Raw genomic sequence first — 20,322 nt, forward strand, 5'->3', positions numbered from 1 at the left:
TTCAAACAAATGCTTATCACTTGTCCCTATTGCGGCCCGCGCGACGTCATCGAGTTCACCTATCAGGGCGACGGCAACCGCGAGCGCCCGCAGCCCAACTCGCAGGACCTCGACGCCTGGAACGCCTATGTCTACGATCGGCTGAACCCGGCCGGCGACCACAATGAGATCTGGCAGCATTCGGGCGGCTGCCGCACCCATCTGAGGATGGTGCGCAACACGGTCACGCATGAGATTTCCAGCACCGGTTTCGCCCGCGGCGACCACAATGCCGCCGCCCGGCACAAAGCCGGAGGCAAGTCGTGAGCCCGCGCCGCACCGAGACCGGCGGCCGCGTCGACCGGCTGCGCACCATCCGCTTCACCTTCGACGGCACGCCCTACACCGGCCATGCCGGCGACACGCTGGCCTCGGCGCTGCTTGCTAACGGCGTCACGCTTTTCGGCCGCTCATTCAAATACCACCGCCCGCGCGGCCTGCTCTCGGCCGGCGTCGAGGAACCGAACGCGCTGGTGACGGTGCTGCGCGGCGAAGTGCGCGAGCCCAACATCGCCGCAACCATGGTCGAGATCTATGACGGGCTGGTGGCCGTCAGCCAGAACCGCTTTCCCTCGCTCGCCTGGGACATCAACGCCGTCAACCAGCTCGGCGGCAAGATCCTGGCCGCCGGCTTCTACTACAAGACCTTCATGGGCCCTGTCTTCGGCCCCCTGAAAGGCACCCGCTTCTGGATGTTCTGCGAGCATTTCATCCGCCGCGCCGCCGGCCTGGGCCGCGCCGGTATTGCCGCCGACACCTCGCGCTACGAGCGCATGAACGCGTTTTGCGACGTGCTGGTGGTCGGCTCCGGCCCGGCCGGCCTGTCAGCCGCCAAGGCCGCTGCCGACCAGGGCGCGCGCGTCATCCTGGCCGAACTCGAGCCGCGTTTCGGCGGCTCGGCCAACTGGTCCGGCGAGGCCATCGACGGCGCGCCGGCCGCCGACTGGGCGGCGCGCGCCGTCAGCCAGCTCGAAGGACATGACACGGTCCGCCTGCTGCCGCGCACCACGGTGTGGGGCTATTACGACGGCAACACGCTAGCCGCGCTCGAGCGCGTCACCGACCACAAGGAAACGCCCGGCAAGGGCGAGCCGCGCCATCGCTACTGGGCGATCCGCGCCAAGACGGTGGTGCTGGCCACCGGCTCTTTCGAGCGGCCGCTTGTGTTCCCCGGCAATGACCGGCCGGGCGTCATGCTGGCGCATGCCGCCGAGCGCTATGCTAACGATTATGGCGTGCTGCCCGGCGACAGGATCGCGCTGTTCACCAACAATGACAGCGCCTATCGCTCGGCGCTGGCGCTGAGGAAGGCCGGGGCGGCTATTGTCGCAATCGTCGATGTGCGCCCCGAGCTTTCGGCCGAAATGCGCAGCCTCGCCACCGAGGCCGAAGCCGAAATCCTCTCCGGCCATGCCGTGGTCGCCACCGAAGGCGGCAAGGCGCTCTCCGGCCTCAAGGTGCAGCGCTTCGACATGAATTCGGGCGCGCTCAGCGGTGACGCCCGCAGCATCCACGCCGATAGCCTGCTGATGTCGGGCGGCTGGTCGCCGACCATCCACCTCGCCAGCCAGGCTGGCGCGAGAGCCGAGTGGAATCCTGCCCGCCAGGCCTTCCTGCCGCCAAAGCAAACGCAACAGCGCTGGCCAAATCAGCAATGGATTGGTGCGGGTGCTTTCAACGGCAGCTTCTCGACCATCGAAGCGATCACTGAGGGCCGCGCAGCCGGCCTGTCCGCAGCGGGCGGAGCGGCTGCGCCGGCAGCCTTGCCGGATGTCGAAGCAGCCCCGGGAAACCCAGATCCGGCCCCGGTGTTCGAGATCAAGGCGAAAGGCAAAAGCTTCGTCGACTTCCAGCATGATGTCACCGCCGAGGACGTGCGGCTGGCGCATCGCGAAGGCTTCGTCTCGGTCGAGCACCTGAAGCGCTACACCACGCTCGGCATGGCGACCGACCAGGGCAAGAACTCCAACGTTCCGGGCCTCGCCATCATGGCCGAGGCGTTGGGCAAACCGATCCCCGAAGTCGGAACGACGCGCTTCCGCCCGCCCTATTCCGCGGTGTCGATCGGCTCGCTTGCCGCCGAACGCTTCGGCGATCTGAAACCCGAGCGCCTGACGCCCATGCATGACTGGCACCTCGCCAATGGCGCAACGATGTATTCCGCTGGCCTCTGGTATCGACCAATGATCTACGGCCTTGCCGGCGAGACGGTCGAGCAGGCTTATGTCCGTGAAGCCAGGGCGACGCGCGAAAGCGCCGGCATCGTCGACGTCTCGACGCTGGGCAAGATCGCCGTTCAGGGGCCGGATGCGGGCGAATTCCTCGACCGCGTCTACACCAACATGTTTTCTACCCTCCCCGTCGGCAAGGCCCGCTACGGCCTGATGCTGCGCGAGGATGGGCTGGCCTTCGACGACGGCACCACATGGCGGCTTGGCGAACAGGATTTCCTGATGACGACCACCACGGCCAACGCCGGCAAGGTGATGCAGCATCTGGAATATTTCCTCGACGTCATCTGGCCGGAACTCAAAGTGCATGTCACCTCGGTAACCGACGAATGGGCGGGCGCGGCCATCGGCGGGCCGAAGGCGCGGGCCATCCTCGCCGCCTGTGTCACCGGCACCGCGGTCGACAACACAGCCCTGCCCTTCATGGGCATCGTGCGCGGCGAGATATCAGGCGTGCCGGTGATGATTTGCCGGCTGTCCTTCTCCGGAGAAATGGCCTTCGAGGTCTATTGCGGCGCCGGCTACGGCACCCATGTCTGGCAAGCCCTTGTCGAAGCCGGCAAGCCGTTCGGCCTGGTCACCTACGGGCTGGAGGCGTTGGGCACGATGCGCATCGAAAAGGGCCATGTCACCGGCGCGGAGATCGACGGCCGCGCCACGGCGCGCGACCTGCATCTCGACTGGATGCTGTCGAAGAAGAAGCCGTTCATCGGCTCGGCGATGATGGACCGCGAAGGCCTGATCGCGGCCGAGCGGCTGCAGCTGGTCGGCCTCGTCTCGCTCGACAACCGGCCGTTCAATGGCGGCGCCCACCTCGTCGAGGAACTGGACGAAGCCAATCCGCACGATTCCATCGGCCACATCACCGCCTGCTGCTATTCGCCGGCGCTGGGCAAGCACATCGCGCTGGCCCTGGTCGAAGGCGGCAAGGCGCGCCATGGCACCCGCGCGTTTGTCTCCGATCCGCTGCGCAACCGGTTCGGGCCGGTCGAAATCGTCTCCAACCATTTCTACGACCCGGACGGGAGCCGCATGCATGGCTGAGCGCCAATCAACCGAACGCCAATCACCCGAGCGCCTCTCGCCGCTCGAGCCGGTGTTCCATCGGGGTTCGCACGGCAATTTCGAGCATGGCGTCGATGTCATCTTGACCGAAATCAGGCCAGGCTCGATCCTGCAACTGGCCGCATGGCCGGGCGCGGAAAAGCAGCTGATCGAGGCGATCGGCAAGGTCACCGGGCTCGCTTTGCCCGACGGTGCCGGCGGCGGTCTCGCCAAGTTCGGCAAGGCCGTGTTCGGTTTCGCGCCTGGAAAATTCACGGTCGTCGACGATGCCGAGGGCCTGGCGGCGCGTTTTGCCGGGGACGTAACCCCGGCAATCGGCACGATCACCGACCTGTCGAATGGCCGCACCGCTATCCGCATCGCCGGCCCTAAGGCCGAATGGGTGCTGGCGAAATTCTTCGCCATCGACTTTGCGCTGCCCGCCTTCCCCATAGGCTCCGGCCGTTCGACCACCCATCACGACGTCTTTGCGCAGATCCAGCGCACCGGCGCCGACCAGTTCGACATCTATGTCTTCCGCTCCTTCGCCCGCTCGTTCTGGAAGGCGCTCTGCCATGCCAGCGAGGAGGTCGGCTACGAGGTTCAGTAGGGCCGACAGCCGTTCTGGCCTCAAGGCCAGCCGGTTCTGCCGCTAGAGAATGCTCCAATGGAAGCCCATGGTGGGGAACGTGGCCCAACCGGCCCAGGGGATTAAAAAGATCCCGTCTCATAGTCGGCATCGTCGTTTGGTTCGAACATCCCCATGACCGCAGAACTATCCGCCGGCGCCACGGATCGCGCCGATGTGTCGGCTAGAGCCTTGCTCCTGCTGCCGCTGACGGTCGCCTGCGGCGTGTTCATGACCAGCCTCGACCAGAATGTCGTGGTCACCGCCCTGCCCGGTATCAGCGACAGCCTCGGCCGGCCGCCGAGCCAGCTCGGTCTGTTGATCACCGTCTATGTCGCCAGCCTGATCATCTCGATGCCGCTCGGCGGCTGGGCCGCCGACCGCTTCGGCCTGCGCAACGTTTACTGCTTCGCCTTGCTGGTGTTCGCCGCGTCATCGGCGCTGTGCGGATTGTCCAACGACATCTGGACGCTGGTCGGCGCCCGCGCGCTGCAAGGCTTCGGCGGCGCCTTGATGGGGACGCTCGGCCAGGTCGTCATCCTGTCGACCTTCCCGCGCAGCCGCACGCTGAAAATCAACATGTATATCTCACTGGCCGGCCAGTCCGGACCGCTGGTCGGCCCGCTCGTCGGCGGCGCGCTGACGACTTACATTTCATGGCGCTGGATCTTCTTCATCAACGTGCCGTTCGCGCTGGCGGCGGCCGTTCTTGCCGCCTCGCTGTTTCCGACGGTTACCAAACCGGTGCGCACGCAGTTCGATTTTCCGGGCTTCCTGCTGGTCGGCGGCGGCATGGTCCTGCTGGTCTTCGGCATGGATTCGCTTGCGGCCAAAGACGCTGCCGGCAGCATGATCGCGGCCGAGCTGGCGCTGGCGATCGTCATCCTGACGCTTGCCTCCTTCTACTGCCTGCGCGCCCGCAACCCCTTGCTTGACCTGAAACTCCTGCACATCCGCACCTTTCGCATCTCATTCCTCACCGGTGGTGGGCTGGACACGATCGGCCTGAGCTCGGTCGTTTTCCTTTTGCCGCTGATGTTCCAGCTCGGCTTCGGCATGAGCGCGGTGCAGGCGGGATCGCTGACTTTCGTCGCCGCAATCGGCTCGCTGATCATGCGTGTCTTCATGCCGCGCCTGCTCAACCGTTTCGGCTTTCGCCGCGTGCTGGTCGTCAACACGCCGATCGTTGCTGCCATGGTAGCGGGCTTCGCCTTGATTGACGCGACAACGCCGGTCTGGATCGTGCTCGTCTATATCTTTGCCTTCGGCGTTCTGCGCTCGGCGCAGTGGGCTTCGACCGGCAATCTCGCCTATTCCGACATCGCGCCCGACCAGCTCGCCCGCTTCAGCGCGCTCTACTACATACTGTGGCAGTTGGGGGTGGCGATCAGCGTCGGCCTGGCGGCGGCGCTGTTGTCGTTCCTGGCTGGCGGCAGGCCGGCGGTGACCAACGATTTCCGCATCCTGTTCGTGGTCGAGGGCGTCATCACGTTGTGCGCGCTGATCGCCTATCTCAGACTGACACCGCAGGACGGCGCCCATGTCAGCGGCCATGGCGCGCAGATGAACGTGGAATGAGGCCCCGGTAGCCGAGCCCTATCCGCTGAACGTCACCCACTCTTCCAGCGGCACGCGGTCGGTGCGGAAGTCGTTTTCGGGTTTCGACGTATCCTCGAGGCCGAGCGCCATGCCGCAGACGACGATCTCCTCGTCGGGGATGTTGAGCACCGGCCGGATCTGCCGGTGATAGGGCGCGAAGGCGGCCTGCGGGCAGGTGTGCAGGCCCCTGCCTCGCGCCGCCACCATGATGTTCTGCAGGAACATTCCGTAGTCGATCCACGAGCCCTGGTTCAGCCGCCGGTCGATGGTGAAGATCATGCCGACCGGCGCGTCGAAGAAGACGAAGTTGCGGTCGTGCTGGGCGCGCATCTTGTCGACCTCGCGGCGGCCGATGCCGAGTGCCCCATAGAGCCCGAAACCGTTGGCGCGGCGGCGGGTGAGATACGGCTCGAAGAACTGGGTGGGGTAATAGCGATACTCGTCCCAATCGGCCTTTTCGGCGCGGATACCGGAATTCAGGATGGCATCGGTGATCTGCTGCTTGACCTCGCCCTTGACGACATAGACCCGCCAAGGCTGCATATTGGTGCCCGAAGGCGCGCGCGAGGCGACGCCGAGAATGGCTCGGATCGTCTCGTCATCGACCATGTCGGGCAGGAAGGCGCGCACTGAACGGCGCGAGATGATCGCCTCGTCGACAACAGCGGCGTTATGCGCTGCCAGGCCGTTTTTTTCCAGCATGGGCCGTCCCTTTGCGCACACTTCGAAAGCCGAACCGGCTATCGGAGAAGACCTTGCGCAGATTTCAATCCTTGGTCGCCGACCCGCATTCCCACACCCGCCGCTCGTGCCAGAGCCTTTGCATGAACCGCCAAAATGGCGCAAGCAAATCTTGTGTGCCCATGAAAATCCGCTTGATTTTTTCACGGACATGAGCTCTCATGAAATTCATTTTCAGATTTTCATCAAGTGAGCGTTTTGGCCCCAGCTATTCCCAAAACATTGCAGGGACCTGACGAGCGCCTGCTGGCGAGCGACATCCGTGCGCTGCGCAAGGCGCGTGGTCTGACGCTGGCTGAGATCGCGCTGAAGCTTGGCCGCTCTGTCGGCTGGGTCAGCCAGGTCGAGCGCGGCCTGTCGATTCCTTCGCTCGGCGACCTCAGGGCCTTCGCCGATCTATTCGGCGTGCCGCTCAGCCTGTTCTTCAGCCACGACGTGCCGATCGAAAAGGAGCGCGGCGTCATCGTGCGCGCCGGCAGCCGGCGCACGCTTGGCACAAGCGAATCCGGCCTGGTGGAGGAGCTTCTGTCGCCCGATCTCGGCGGTAGTTTCGAGATGGTGCGTTCGATCTTCGCGCCGGGCGCCGAGATGAAGAGCGAGCAGCTGCGGCCGACCGAGGAAGCCGGCTACATCGCCTCTGGCATTTTCGAGATCGAGATCGCCGGCGTCTGGCACCGTCTTGTCGAAGGCGATTCCTTCCGCTTCGAGCGCAAGCCGTACCGCTGGCGCAATCCCGGCAGCGAGCCGGCCGTGGTCATCTGGGTGGTTTCGCCGCCTGTTTATTGAATGCATGTCGCCCAAAGTGTGCAGCGGTTTGGGAAACGACATGCATCAAGCAAAAAGATAGAAGCGCAGCGCGCTTCAGGTTTGGGAGAAGAATATGGCCGGTTTGCCGACCACGGCACGCGTGGTGATCATCGGAGGCGGTGTCGTCGGCACCTCCTCGCTCTACCACCTTTGCAAGGCGGGCTGGACCGATTGCGTGCTGCTTGAAAAGAACGAGCTGACATCGGGCTCGACCTGGCATGCCGCCGGCAATGTGCCGACCTTCTCGTCGTCCTGGTCGCTGATGAACATGCAGCGCTATTCGACCGAGCTCTATCGCGGCTTGGCTGATGCCGTCGACTATCCCATGAACTACCACGTTACCGGCTCGCTCCGCCTCGCCCACACGAAGGAGCGCATGCAGGAGTTCCAGCGCGCCAAGGGCATGGGCCGCTACCAGGGCATGGACATCGACATCGTCGGCCCCGACGAGATCAAGCGCCGCTATCCCTTCATCGAGACGCATGAATTGAAAGGCGCGCTCTACGATCCGAACGACGGCGACATCGACCCCGCGCAGCTGACGCAGGCACTTGCCAAGGGTGCGCGCGACATGGGGGCAAAGATCATCCGCTTCTGCCCAACCACGGGCGTGCGCCGCGAGAACGACGAATGGGTTGTCGAGACGCCGCAAGGCGAGATCCGTTGCGAGATCGTCGTCAACGCCGCCGGCTACCGAGCCGCGGAAGTCGGCAAAATGTTCGGCCGCGACGTCCCGATGATGGTGATGAGCCATCAGTACATCTTGTTCGAGGAAATCCCCGAACTGGTGGCCTGGTCGAAGGAGCAGGGCAAGAAACTGCCGCTGCTGCGCGACGTCGACACCTCCTACTATCTGCGCCAGGAAAAGAACGGCATGAATCTCGGCCCCTATGAGCGCAATTGCCGCGCGCATTGGGCGACCCACAACGACCCGATGCCGGAGGATTTTTCCTTCCAGCTATTCCCCGACGATCTCGACCGTCTCGAGCACTACCTTGCCGATGCCGTCGCCCGCGTGCCGATCCTGGGCACTGCCGGCCTGTCCAAGGTGATCAACGGGCCGATCCCTTACGCGCCGGACGGCAATCCGCTGATCGGTCCGATGCCCGGCGTTCCCAACGCGTTCGAGGCCTGTGTCTTCACCTTCGGCATCGCCCAGGGCGGCGGCGCCGGCAAGGTGCTGGCCGAATGGGTTACGCAGGGCCAGACCGAATGGGACATGTGGTCTTGCGATCCGCGCCGTTTCACCAGCTTTGCGGCCGCCCCCGACTATAGCGTCGCCAAGGGCATGGAGATCTACGGCAACGAATACGCCATCCAGTTCCCGCGCCATGCCTGGCCGGCCGGGCGCGACCGCAAGCTGTCGCCGATTCACGATCGCATCAAGGCGCTCGGCGCCCAGTTCGACGCCTATAATGGCTGGGAGCGTGCCACCTGGTATGCGCAACCCGGTGACGACACGTCGGAAGAAGCAACACTCACCTTCCGCCGCGACGGGCCGTGGCAGCACCGCGTGCGCGAAGAATGCCTGGCGGTGCGCGACGCCGCCGGCATTCTGGACCTGCCCGGCTTCTCGCGCTTCAACCTCGAAGGTCCTGGCGCAGCCGAATGGCTGGCGCTGCAGGTCACCGGCCTGGTGCCCAAGCCCGGCCGCATCGGCCTCGCCTATTTCGCCGACGACAAGGGCCGCATCGTCACCGAGATGTCGGTGGTGCGCCATGGCGAAGAGCAGATGACGCTGATCACCGCGGCGGTAGCGCAGTGGCACGATTTCGAATGGCTGAAGTCGCGCCTGCCGAAGGACGCGGCTTTCACCCTCACTGACAGAACCGAAGACTATTCGACGCAAATCCTCGCCGGCCCCAGTTCGCGCAAGATCCTGGCCGAGGTCTGTGGCGCGGATCTCTCGCTGCCCTGGCTGACGCATCAGGAAACCACCATCGCCGGCCGCTGGGCGAAGCTGGTGCGGGTATCCTTCGCCGGCGAACTCGGCTGGGAAATCCACACCAAGGTGGGAGACACCGCCGCCATCTTCGACGACGTCTGGACGGCGGGACAAAAACACGGTCTGAAACCGTTCGGCATGTACGCGCTGGATTCGCTGCGCCTCGAAAAGGGCTACCGGACCTGGAAGGGCGACCTGTCGACCGACTATACGGTCCTGCAGGGCGGGCTCGAGCGCTTCGTCAAATGGGACAAGCCCGACTTCCGCGGCAAGGCAGCCCTGCAGAACGAAAAGCAGCAAGGCGTGAAGAAGCGCTTCGTCACGCTGGTGGTCGAAAACCCAGGCGATTGCGACGCGCCGTCCGTGTCGACGCTCTGGCATGACGGCAAGATCGTCGGCGAGACGACGTCCGGCGGATGGGGGCATCGCATCGACAAATCGATCGCGCTCGGCATGCTGCGCGCCGACCTGGCTGAACCCGATACCGCGATCGAGATTGAAATTTTTGGCGATCGTTTCAGGGCGGTCGTGCAGAAAGACGAGCCGCTGTGGGATCCGAAAAACGAAAGACTGAGAGCATGAAGAAAGTCATTCTCACCGATGGCGGCATGGGCCAGGAACTGGTCCGCCGCAGCAGCTCCGAGCCGACGCCGCTCTGGTCGGCCAGGGTGCTGATCGACGAGCCGGATCTGGTGCGTGGCCTGCATGCCGAATTCATCCGGGCCGGCGCTCGCGTCATCACCATCAACACCTATTCGGCAACGCCGGAGCGGCTCGCGCGGGAAGGAGCAGAAGATCTCTTCAAGCCCTTGCAGAAGCGCGGCATCGAATTGGCAAGACAGGCACGCGACGAGGCAGGCGATGCAGCGATCGCCGGCTGCCTGTCACCGCTGTTCGGCAGCTATGCGCCGGCGCTGGCCATATCGTTCCAGGAGACGCTGGACATCTATCGCCGCATCGTCGCCGAGCAGGCCGATGGCGTCGACCTGTTCCTGTGCGAGACCATGGCCTCAGCCGAGGAAGGCCGTGCGGCCGTTACCGCTGCGTCGGAAAGCGGCAAACCTGTCTGGGTGTCTTGGACTCTCGCCGATCACGGCGCGCCGCGGCTGCGCAGCGGCGAAACAATAGCGGCAGCGGCGGACGCCCTCGACGGCCTGACGGTTGCAGCGCGCCTGGTGAATTGCTGCCGGCCAGAAGCTATCGCCGCGGCACTGCCCGAATTGATTGCTCTCGGCGGCCCGGTCGGCGCCTATGCCAATGGCTTCACCTCTGTCGAAGCGCTCAAGCATGGCGGAACGGTCGAAGTGCTGCACGCACGCCACGACCTTGATCCGGATGCCTATGCCGACCAGGCGCTCGGCTGGGTCGCCGCTGGCGCCACCATCGTCGGCGGCTGCTGCGAAGTCGGCCCTGCCCACATCGCCGCCTTGCGCGACTGGCTCGAACAGGCCGGCCACGAAATCTCGGGAGTATCCTGATGCCCAGACCGTCATCGCGCATTTCCGGCATCGTGCCTTCGGGCAAGGATGGCTGGGAGGTCCACACCGAGGCATGGGCCCGCAAGGAGGCGGGCCAGGACATCATCATGCTGTCGGTCGGCGACCATGATTTCGATACGCCGAGCCAGACCATCGAAGCCTGCGTGACGGCGGTTCGCGGCAGCAACCACCACTACACCCCGCTTCCCGGCGTTCCGCGCCTGCGCAGGGCGATGGCGGCGGCCTCGACCGCCTGCACCGGGGTCGAGACGAGCCCCGACCAGGTGATCGCCACGCCGGGCGGTCAGGCCGCCCTTTACGCGGCGGTGCAGGCCGTTCTCGACCAGGGCGACCACGCTATCGTGGTGGCGCCCTACTACGCGACTTATCCCAACACCTTCAGCGCCGCCGGCGCCAGCTTCACCGTCGTCGAGACGCCGGCCGGAGACGGTTTCCAGCCGCACGCCGAGATGATCCGCGCGGCGCTCAAGCCCAACACGCGCGCCATTTTGATCAACACGCCGAACAACCCGACCGGCGCCGTCTATTCGCGTGAGCGTCTGGAAGAGCTGGCCGAGATCTGCCGCGAGCACGATCTCTGGCTGCTGTCGGACGAGGTCTACTGGACGCTCGGCGGCGGCGAGCACATCTCGCCGCGCGGCCTGCCCGGCATGGCCGAGCGCACGCTGGTCATCAATTCGATGTCCAAGAGCCACGGCATGACCGGCTGGCGCATGGGCTGGCTGACCGGCCCGACGCAGATGATCACGCTGTTGACCAATCTCAATCTGGTGACGACCTACGGCCTGCCGGCCTTCATCTCGATCGCCTGCGCCGAGGCGCTGGAGAACCGCTATGGCGTGAAAGAGATCGCCGAACGCTATGCGGCGCGCCGCACCGTCCTGCTCGACGCCGTGCGCGGCATGAACAATATCAGCGTGCACGGCTCGGAGGGCGGCATGTATGTCATGCTCGACATCTCCGCCGTCGAGCCCGACGACGAGAAATTCGCCTGGGCCTTTCTCGACCAGGAGAGTGTCGGCGTCATGCCGGGTTCCAGCTTCGGCAAGGCCGCTGCCGGCCACATCCGCATCAGCCTCTGCCAACCGGAACCGGTGCTTCAGGAAGCCGCAAAACGCCTGCGCCGCTTCGCATCCGGCTATCGCCGCGAGGCCGCATGACCAGAAGCATTCCCACCAAGGCCCGCGCGGTTATTATCGGCGGCGGTGTCTCCGGCTGTTCGGTCGCCTACCACCTGGCCAAGCTCGGCTGGACCGACATCGTGCTGCTGGAACGCAAGCAGCTGACCTCGGGTACGACCTGGCACGCCGCCGGCCTGATCGGCCAGCTGCGCGGCTCGCAGAACATGACGCGGCTGGCTAAATATTCGGCCGACCTCTACGTCAAGCTGGAAGCCGAAACGGAAGTCGGCACCGGCATGCGCCAGGTCGGCTCGATCACCGTGGCGCTGACCGAGGAGCGCAAGCACGAGATTTACCGGCAGGCCTCGCTCGCCCGCGCCTTCGATGTCGATGTGCGCGAGATTTCGCCTGGTGAAGTCAAGGAGATGTACCCGCATCTCAACGTGTCCGACGTGGTCGGCGCCGTGCATCTGCCGCTCGACGGCCAGTGCGATCCGGCCAACATCGCCATGGCGCTGGCCAAGGGCGCCCGCCAGCGTGGCGCCGCCATCGTCGAGAATGTGAAGGTCACCAAGGTCCATACCAAGGCCGGTCGCGTCACCGGTGTGTCGTGGGCGCAAGGCGACGACCAGGGCACGATCGAGGCCGACATCGTCGTCAACTGCGCCGGCATGTGGGCGCGCGAGCTCGGCGCCCAGAACGGCGTCACCATCCCGCTGCATGCCTGCGAACATTTTTATCTCGTCACCGAGCCGATCCCCGGGCTCGGTCGTCTACCGGTGCTGCGCGTTCCCGATGAATGCGCCTACTACAAGGAAGACGCCGGCAAGATGATGCTCGGCGCCTTCGAGCCGGTGGCCAAGCCCTGGGGCATGGACGGCATAAGCGAGGATTTCTGCTTCGACCAGTTGCCGGAGGACATGGAGCATTTCGAGCCGATCCTCGAAATGGGCGTCAATCGCATGCCGATGCTGGCAACCGCCGGCATTCACACCTTCTTCAACGGCCCCGAAAGCTTTACCCCCGACGACCGCTACTATCTCGGCGAAGCGCCGGAGCTGTCGGGCTACTGGATGGCGACCGGCTACAATTCCATCGGCATCGTCTCGTCCGGCGGCGCCGGCATGGCGCTGGCGCAGTGGATCAATGACGGCGAAGCGCCCTTCGACCTCTGGGAAGTCGACATCCGCCGCGCCCAGCCATTCCAGAAGAACCGTAGGTATCTCAAGGAGCGTGTCTCCGAAACACTCGGCCTGCTCTATGCGGATCACTTCCCCTACCGGCAGATGGCAACGTCCAGAAATGTCAGGCGCTCGCCCCTGCACGAACAGCTGAAGGCGCGCGGCGCCGTGTTCGGCGAAGTCGCCGGCTGGGAGCGCGCCAACTGGTTTGCGCGAGAGGGGCAGGAGCGCGAATACCGCTATTCCTGGAAGCGGCAGAACTGGTTCGACAACCAGCGCGAGGAGCACCTGGCGGTCCGCAACAAGGTCGGCCTGTTCGACATGACCTCGTTCGGCAAGATCCGTGTCGAAGGCCGCGACGCCTGTGCCTTCCTGCAAAGGCTGTGCGCCAACGATATGGACGTGGCGCCGGGCAAGATCGTCTACACCCAGATGCTCAACCAGCGCGGCGGTATCGAAAGCGACCTCACGGTGTCGCGGCTATCTGAGACCGCCTACTTCCTCGTCGTGCCGGGCGCGACGCTGCAACGCGACCTCGCCTGGCTGCGCCGGCATGTCGGGGATGAATTCGTAGTCATCACCGATGTCACGGCAGCTGAGGCCGTGCTCTGCCTGATGGGTCCGGATGCGCGAAAGCTGATCCAGAAAGTCAGCCCCAACGATTTCTCCAACGACAACAATCCATTCGGCACCTTCCAGGAGATCGAGATCGGCATGGGCCTCGCCCGTGCCCACCGCGTCACCTATGTCGGCGAACTCGGCTGGGAACTTTATGTCTCGACCGACCAGGCGGCTCATGTCTTCGAGGCGATCGACGAGGCCGGCGGCGATGTCGGCCTGAAACTTTGCGGCCTGCACACGCTGGATTCCTGTCGCCTCGAAAAGGCGTTTCGGCATTTCGGCCACGACATCACCGACGAGGACAATGTGCTGGAGGCCGGCCTCGGCTTTGCGGTCAAAACCGCCAAGGGCGAGTTCATCGGCCGCGATGCGGTGCTGAAGAGAAAAGAAGCCGGCCTGTCGCGCCGGCTGGTGCAGTTCCGTTTGAAAGACCCTGAACCCCTGCTCTTCCACAACGAGGCGATCCTGCGCGACGGCAAGATCGTCGGCCCGATCACATCGGGGAATTACGGCCACCATCTCGGCGGCGCGATCGGACTGGGCTATGTGCCCTGCCAGGGCGAGAGCGAGGCGGATGTGCTGGCCTCGTCCTACGAGATCGAGATCGCCGGCGAGCGTTTTGCGGCGGAAGCATCGCTGAAGCCGATGTACGATCCCAAGGCGGAACGGACGAGGATGTAGCACCTTTTTACCCTCCCCCTTGTCGGGAGGGTCGGCTCGCAGTCGGAGCGAAGCGGCGATTGCGAGCCGGGGTGGGGGTGCGCCCTACGAGACCCCCCACCCCGCTTCGCAAATGCCGCCTTGCGGCATTTGCTGCGCGACCCTCCCCACAAGGGCGAGGGTGAAGAAGCTCAAAACCGCTCCAGCTTCGCCCGCACTTTCACCAGAAACGCCGCCCTCGTCCTTGGCGTCGAGGCGTCCATCAGGTAGTGCGCCAGGAAAAACGTCCGGCAGCGGCGGGCGCACAGCGCGCGCATACCGCGCAGCAAGGTCTTGCGGCCGGGCTGGCCGACGACGACGCTCCACCAGGTCGGCGCGCCGCAGGTGGTAATGACGCCGACCCTGGTGACATGTGTCATCAGCGACGTGATGCGCCCCTTGCCCAGCTTGAAGGCGACATCGGTCGCCCAGACCCGGTCGAGCCAGCCCTTCAGCATGGCCGGCAGCCCGTACCACCAGGTCGGATAGATGAACAGGATCGCCTCAGCCCAGGCGAGATGCTCGAAATGCGGTTTTAGGGCCGGATCCTCCGGCGCCCGCTCATTGTAGGCGCGTCGCTCTTCGCAGCCCATCACCGGATCGAATTTCTCCGCATAGAGGTCGAGCAGCCGCACCTCCCAGCCGCGTGCCTTCAGCACATCGACTGCGGCATCTCTGATGGCGGCGCAAAAGCTTTCGGGCACCGGATGGCAATAGACCACCAGCACGCGCATCAGAATTCATCCATCCCGGCCGCGACCTTGGCCATGAAGGCTGCCCGCGTCTCGTCGGTCGACAGGTTCATCGAATAATGAGCGAGGTAGGACACCGAGGCGCCGGGCCTGATCGTCGCGCGCAGCATCCGCTTGACCAATCTGCGTGGCGGATCGCCCATCAGCATGGCGCGGAAGCGGCTGCCGCCATAGGTGGTGACGGCGGTCAGCTTGCGGATGTTGTGGAGCGAAGGCTGCGCCTTGCCGTCGACCAATTTGAACGACACGCCGGGCAGAAACACGCGGTCGAAAAAGCCTTTCAGGATGGCCGGGAAGCCGTAGTTCCAGACGGGATATGACAGCACCAGCGCCTCGGCCTTGAGCAGCCGCTCGACATAGGGCGCGGCCGGGTCCGCAGGGCTGCGTTGGTTATGATAATCCAGCCTCTCCCCGCGCGTCAGCCTGGGGTCGAAATCCTCTGCATAGAGATCGCAATCGTCGACCTCATGGCCGGCGGCCGTCAGCCGCTCGACGATCGTGCGGTGCAGGCCTGCATTGAAGCTGGTCTCCACCGGGTGTGCGTAGAGGACGAGGACTTTCATGGGGAAATGCTTGCGAGGTGGGCGCGAGGCACCCCCCTCTGCCCTGCCGGGCATCTCCCCCGCAAGGGGGGAGATCGGACTGCCGCATCGCTTTCACTAATTGTCAGCGTGTCAGATTGGCCGCGGCGTTCAGGCTGCCAATCTCCCCCCTTGCGGGGGGTGAGAAGTGGTCGGCGAAGCCGATGGGAAGCCAATTGCTTGGCTTTCCAAACGACGAACGCCCGAAGCGGCAGCGTAGGGCCTGTGCCGGCAGGACAGAGGGGGGTGCTCAAGCTCAAACCTCTGCTCATTCTGCTGTCTGCAAACCCTTGAACAAAAAAGTCCGGCCCGAGCGATAGTCGTAATCCGGATTTTCCCAGGCGATCATCTTGCCGGGATTGAGCAGGCCTTGCGGATCGGTCTCGCGCTTGAAGGCGAGCTGGATTTCATCCGTCTGCTTCATGCCGCCCTCTTCCAGCGTGTAGCGGTGCGGGTTGAAGATCGGGCAGCCGTTCTCCTCATGCAGCCGGATGATTTCGTTGAGCCGCGCCTCGGTGGTGAATTTCACCAGCGGCAGGCCGAAGCAGGTGATGTTGCCGTCGAGGCGCACGAATTCGAGATGCGAAAAGACCTCGTTCGGAAACATCGCGTCCATCTTCTCCACCAGCGCCAGCTGGTTGGGAAACGGATAGAGCGATTGCAGATAGGTGATCGCGGGATCGACCCGCAGTGCCCTGAGCGTGGTGTGGTTCCACGCCAGTTCGAAGCCCGGCGGCAGGCCCTTTTTCTCTTCGTCCGTTGCCGTCGCCGCATTGAAGATGACTTCGCCGCCGGCGCGGCGGGTGAAGGCGAGGAACGCGTCTAGCCCATGCCGGGCAACCATGACGACGCAGATGCTTTGCCCGTCCCGGAAGAACTTCTGGTGGCGCTTGAAATAGAGCTGCGGCACGGGCGCGGCGATCGGCGTGATCAGCTTGGTCAGGATGCCGTCCTGGCGTGCCAGCGCGTTGCCGTAGCGGGCTGCCGGCATGAAAGCGTCGAAGCCGACGATCACGTCGATCCATTCATAGGCTGCAGTCAGCGGCATCTCGACCTCGGTGATGATGCCGTTGGTGCCATAGGCGTGGGTGACCTTGTGCAGGTCCTCGCCGGCGAGTTCGAGCGCCTTCGGCTCCGCCTCCATAGTGACGACGCGCAGGCGCAGCACATTGCCGAAATCACGCAGACCGCCGAAATTGATCGAGCCAACGCCGCCCGAGCCGCCGGCGATGAAGCCGCCGATCGAGGCGGTGTTGTAGGTCGACGGCGACAGCCGCAGTTCCTGCCCGGAATGCGCGCGCGTCGCTCTGTCGATGTCGGCGAGGATCGCGCCCGGCCCGGTGACGACGCGGCCCGGCGCTATGGCCTTGATCTCGTTCATCTCGGCAAGGTTCAAAACCACGCCGCCCGATAGCGGCATCGCCTGACCGTAATTGCCGGTGCCGCTGCCGCGCGGCGTCACCGGAACGCCATGACGGTGGCAAGCGGTAAGCACGCGGATCAGTTCGGCCTCGTTCCTGGGCGTCACGATCAGGTCGCCGGTGACGTGGTCGAGCTGCTGCTTCAGCACCGGGCTGTACCAGTAGAAGTCGCGGCTCTTCTGCTGGACGATGGCCGGATTGTCGTCGAGCTTTATCCCGTCGAGATCACGTTTGAGCGCCGAAACATCCATCATTCCACCATCAGTTCGTCGAGCTCGGCATAGTCGGGCAATTGCCTGTCGATCGCTCGGCCGTTGCGCACGACGATGCGATCCGATTCGGGCCGCGACAGCAATTCCGTCCAGCTCCGCCCTTTGAAGACGATGAAATCGGCGCTGCCACCGGCTGCCAGTTTCCCGACACCATCGAGCCGCATCACCTTGGCCGGCGTCGCCGCCACCGTCTGCGGCCAGTCGCCGACCGGATGGTCGAAATGCAGGATGCGCGTCGCCATGCGGTAGACCTCCAGCATGTCGAGATCGCCATAGGCATAGAAAGGATCGCGGGTGTTGTCGGAGGCGACCGCGACCGCAATGCCCCTCGCCTTCATCTCGTGCAGCAAGGTCACGCCGCGCCAGCGTGGCGTGGTCTGGTCGGCGCGCCGGTCCTGCAGATAGAGATTGCACATTGGCAGCGACACCACCGCCAGCCGCGCCTTGGCGACCTTGTCCAGCGTATCGAGCACGTCGAGGTCCGGCTGGCGCGCCAGCGAGCAGCAATGTCCCACCAGGATGTTGCCCCCAAAACCGTTCCAGAGTGCAGCCTCGGCAATCTTCTTCAGCGAGATCGCCGCGATGTCGTCGGTCTCGTCGGCGTGGAAATCGAGATCGAGCCCGTGTTTGTTCGCCTCGGCGAACACCTTGTCGAGAAGCTCTTCGAGATCCGGCACCATATAGGTGACGACGCCGAGGACGCCCTTGGCCGCAGCCACGCGCTTGGCCAATTTCTCGAACCACTTGCTGTCGCGCACGCCTTCGATGCCGAGCAGGCAGGCCGCCTGCAGTTCGATGCGACCGCGCCATTTCTCCCGCATCGCCTCGAACACCGGCCAGGAGATCTCCTCCTGCGGCGGCACGCTGTCGAGATGCGTGCGCAGCGCCTTGGTGCCGTGCGCGAAGGCCGAGCGCAAAGAGAAATCCATGCGCCGCGCCACGTCCTCGGCGCTCCAGCGCGCTGCACGGTCGGCGCCGGTGGCATTGAGCGCGCCCATGAAACTGCCGTCGGGATTGGGTTTGCGCGGCCAGATCTGGCCCTTGTCGATATGGGTGTGGCAGTCGACGAAGCACGGCAGGATGATGCGGCCGGCAAGGTCGATGGCGGTGGCTGGCGCTTTTGATTTCTTGTGCGCGGCGATGCTGGAGAGCTTACCGTCGGCGACGGCGATGTCGGCCAGCGCGAAGCCGTCAGTATCGTAAGTGGTGGCAAGACCTGATGTCAGCGACCGGTGAAGGCGGACGTTGGTGAGATGGTACGAGCCAGAGGTCGGTATCAAGGACCGCCCCCCTCTGCCCTGCCGGGCATCTCCCCCTCAAGGGGGGAGATTGGCAGCTTTTCCGACAGCACCCGTCTTCCAACGTCGATAATTGGCGAAATCCCGGATGACGTCCAATCTCCCCCCTTGAGGGGGAGATGGCCGGCAGGCCAGAGGGGGGTGTTTCGCGCCAGCATCTCAATCACGTCACCCAACCCCCTACCGCTCATGCTTCAGCGCGCTCTCGTGCCAGCGGCGCAGGATGAGATGCGACACGAGCGACAGCACCAGGAAGATCAATATGCCGGTGAGCGAGATCAGGATCAGCGCCGCGAAAAGCCTTGGCGCGTTGAGGCGGTAGCCGGCCTCGATGATGCGCGACGCCAGCCCCGACGACTGCCCCTGCGCGCCGGCGACGAACTCGGCCACCACGGCGCCGATCAGCGACAGACCGCCGGCGATCTTCAAGCCTCCTAGAAAATACGGCATGGCCGCCGGCAGTCTGAGATAGCGCAATTGCTGCCAGCGCGTCGCGCCGTTGAGCTTGAACATGTCGCGCAGATTGCGGTCGACCGAATTGAGGCCGAGCGTGGTGTTGGACAGGATCGGGAAGAACGCGACGATCCAGGCGCAAAGCAAAAGCTTCACCGTCTGGTTGTCCACATAGATGTTGATGAGCGGGAAGACCGCCACGATCGGCGTTACCTGCAGCACGATGGCGAAGGGAAAGAACGACATCTCCACCCATTTCGATTGCGCAAACAGCACCGCCAGTCCGACGCCGCCGACGACCGCGAGCAGCAGGCTGAGAAAGGTTATGCGCAACGTGACCAGCAGCGCGGAGAACAGGAGCCCGGCATCGCTATAGAGCGTCCACAGCACCACGCCCGGGCGCGGCAGAATATATTGCGGGATCGCGTTCCACACGCAGATGCGGTCCCACAGCCAGATCGCCAGGATCATGATCGCCAAAGGCAAGACCCACCGGCCGATCCGCTCCAGCCGCTCCTGGCGTACGCGGCCCGCCTCTTCCGCGTCGAGCGTTGCGGCATTCTGGTCAATGGCCGTCATGGTGCGGTCCGGCTGATGTGTTGATGGCGTTGACCAGGATGTCCGAGGCCTGGCGGCAGAGCGCGGCATAGTCGGGCGAAGTGCGGAAAACCTCGTCTCGCGGATAGGAGGCGTGGATGGCAAGCTCGGCATGGACGCGGCCCGGCCGCGCCGCCATGACGACGACGCGGTTTGACAGGAACACGCTTTCGAAGACGCTGTGGGTGACGAAGACGACGGTGAAGCGCTCGTCCTGCCACAGCTCCAGAAGGTCGTTGTTGAGCTTGAAGCGGGTGATCTCGTCGAGTGCCGCGAACGGCTCGTCCATCAACAGAATGCGCGGCTTCGTCACCATGGCGCGTGCGATCGAGACGCGCATCTTCATGCCGCCGGAAAGCTCGCGCGGCACGGCGTTTTCGAAACCGGTCAGGTGCACCCGCTCCAGCATCTCCGTCACCACCGGCGCCGCCTTGGCACGCGACACGCCTTTCAGCCTGAGCGGCAGCCAGACATTGTCGAAGACATCGGCCCAAGGCAGCAGCGTCGGTTCCTGGAAGACGAAGCCGATATTGGCGCGGTCGATCGAACCGCCCCAGTCGAGTTGACCGGATGTCGGCGTCGACAGGCCCGCGATCAGCCTCAACGCCGTCGACTTGCCGCAGCCGGACGGACCGAGCAGGCTGACAAAATCGCCCTCGCGGATGGCGAGATCGACGTCGCTCAATGCAGTCACGCCATTGGAAAACACCTTGCCGACATGGCGCAGCGTCAGCAGCATCGGGCCTTCACCCGATGCCGTCATGGGCGCCTGCGCCATCTTTTCCAGCTTCAC

At 64.6% G+C, this 20,322-nt stretch carries 16 protein-coding genes; 9 read left to right on the forward strand and 7 right to left on the reverse strand.

The window, feature by feature from the left end:
- Window positions 1-9: 9 nt before the first annotated feature.
- From ACYG97_RS12055 to ACYG97_RS12070, 4 genes are all read left to right on the forward strand, one after another.
- Window positions 10-306 carry a sarcosine oxidase subunit delta gene (locus tag ACYG97_RS12055; RefSeq protein ID WP_023670367.1) on the forward strand — a complete coding sequence of 99 codons (297 nt, stop codon included), beginning with the start codon at window positions 10-12 and terminating at the stop codon, window positions 304-306.
- Window positions 303-3,314, forward strand: a complete 3,012-nt coding sequence (locus tag ACYG97_RS12060) for a sarcosine oxidase subunit alpha (RefSeq protein ID WP_023733778.1) — start codon at window positions 303-305, stop codon at window positions 3,312-3,314. The genes ACYG97_RS12055 and ACYG97_RS12060 overlap by 4 nt, the downstream gene beginning before the upstream one ends.
- Window positions 3,307-3,924, forward strand: coding sequence for a sarcosine oxidase subunit gamma family protein (soxG, locus tag ACYG97_RS12065; RefSeq protein WP_050590390.1), 618 nt, complete (start codon window positions 3,307-3,309; stop codon window positions 3,922-3,924). The genes ACYG97_RS12060 and soxG overlap by 8 nt, the downstream gene beginning before the upstream one ends.
- A gap of 153 nt (window positions 3,925-4,077) precedes the next feature.
- Entirely contained in the window at window positions 4,078-5,520 is a 1,443-nt protein-coding gene (locus ACYG97_RS12070) for an MFS transporter (RefSeq protein WP_023733780.1), read from the forward strand.
- Between the two features lie 18 nt (window positions 5,521-5,538).
- Here the strand turns inward: ACYG97_RS12070 and ACYG97_RS12075 are convergent, their stop codons facing one another.
- Entirely contained in the window at window positions 5,539-6,243 is a 705-nt protein-coding gene (locus ACYG97_RS12075; protein ID WP_023733781.1) for a nitroreductase, read from the reverse strand.
- Between the two features lie 282 nt (window positions 6,244-6,525).
- Here ACYG97_RS12075 and ACYG97_RS12080 point away from each other — a divergent pair, with 282 nt between their 5' ends.
- From ACYG97_RS12080 to ACYG97_RS12100, 5 genes are all read left to right on the forward strand, one after another.
- Window positions 6,526-7,068 (forward strand): helix-turn-helix domain-containing protein, encoded by a 543-nt coding sequence (locus ACYG97_RS12080; RefSeq protein ID WP_023733783.1) that lies wholly within the window; start codon window positions 6,526-6,528, stop codon window positions 7,066-7,068.
- A gap of 94 nt (window positions 7,069-7,162) precedes the next feature.
- Window positions 7,163-9,616: a GcvT family protein gene (locus ACYG97_RS12085; protein ID WP_023733784.1), complete on the forward strand. Its 2,454-nt coding sequence runs from the start codon at window positions 7,163-7,165 to the stop codon at window positions 9,614-9,616.
- Complete coding sequence (locus ACYG97_RS12090; RefSeq protein ID WP_023685239.1) at window positions 9,613-10,512, forward strand: homocysteine S-methyltransferase family protein; 900 nt, start codon at window positions 9,613-9,615, stop codon at window positions 10,510-10,512. Before ACYG97_RS12085 ends, ACYG97_RS12090 begins: the two co-directional genes overlap by 4 nt.
- The gene (locus ACYG97_RS12095; protein WP_023710797.1) at window positions 10,512-11,693 is read left to right on the forward strand and encodes a pyridoxal phosphate-dependent aminotransferase; all 1,182 of its coding nucleotides are present in this window, start codon (window positions 10,512-10,514) and stop codon (window positions 11,691-11,693) included. Before ACYG97_RS12090 ends, ACYG97_RS12095 begins: the two co-directional genes overlap by 1 nt.
- Window positions 11,690-14,137: a GcvT family protein gene (locus ACYG97_RS12100; protein WP_023733785.1), complete on the forward strand. Its 2,448-nt coding sequence runs from the start codon at window positions 11,690-11,692 to the stop codon at window positions 14,135-14,137. Before ACYG97_RS12095 ends, ACYG97_RS12100 begins: the two co-directional genes overlap by 4 nt.
- Before the next feature lie 170 nt (window positions 14,138-14,307).
- On the opposite strand, the gene ACYG97_RS12105 is transcribed toward ACYG97_RS12100, so the two are convergent.
- The 6 genes from ACYG97_RS12105 to ACYG97_RS12130 form a co-directional block, all read right to left on the reverse strand.
- On the reverse strand, window positions 14,308-14,889 hold the full coding sequence (locus ACYG97_RS12105) for an NAD(P)H-dependent oxidoreductase (RefSeq protein WP_023690990.1): 582 nt from the start codon (window positions 14,887-14,889) through the stop codon (window positions 14,308-14,310).
- Window positions 14,889-15,470, reverse strand: a complete 582-nt coding sequence (locus tag ACYG97_RS12110) for an NAD(P)H-dependent oxidoreductase (protein WP_023700354.1) — start codon at window positions 15,468-15,470, stop codon at window positions 14,889-14,891. Before ACYG97_RS12110 ends, ACYG97_RS12105 begins: the two co-directional genes overlap by 1 nt.
- Window positions 15,471-15,756: 286 nt before the next feature.
- A complete protein-coding gene (locus tag ACYG97_RS12115; protein WP_031262203.1) occupies window positions 15,757-17,160 on the reverse strand; it encodes an FAD-binding oxidoreductase in 1,404 nt (467 codons plus the stop codon).
- Window positions 17,160-18,461: a cytosine deaminase gene (locus ACYG97_RS12120; protein ID WP_023733787.1), complete on the reverse strand. Its 1,302-nt coding sequence runs from the start codon at window positions 18,459-18,461 to the stop codon at window positions 17,160-17,162. The genes ACYG97_RS12115 and ACYG97_RS12120 overlap by 1 nt, the downstream gene beginning before the upstream one ends.
- Window positions 18,462-18,659: 198 nt before the next feature.
- Window positions 18,660-19,511 (reverse strand): ABC transporter permease, encoded by an 852-nt coding sequence (locus ACYG97_RS12125; protein ID WP_023690276.1) that lies wholly within the window; start codon window positions 19,509-19,511, stop codon window positions 18,660-18,662.
- Complete coding sequence (locus ACYG97_RS12130) at window positions 19,498-20,322, reverse strand: ABC transporter ATP-binding protein (RefSeq protein WP_023733788.1); 825 nt, start codon at window positions 20,320-20,322, stop codon at window positions 19,498-19,500. The genes ACYG97_RS12125 and ACYG97_RS12130 overlap by 14 nt, the downstream gene beginning before the upstream one ends.

The organism is Mesorhizobium sp. W067 (assembly GCF_054719525.1).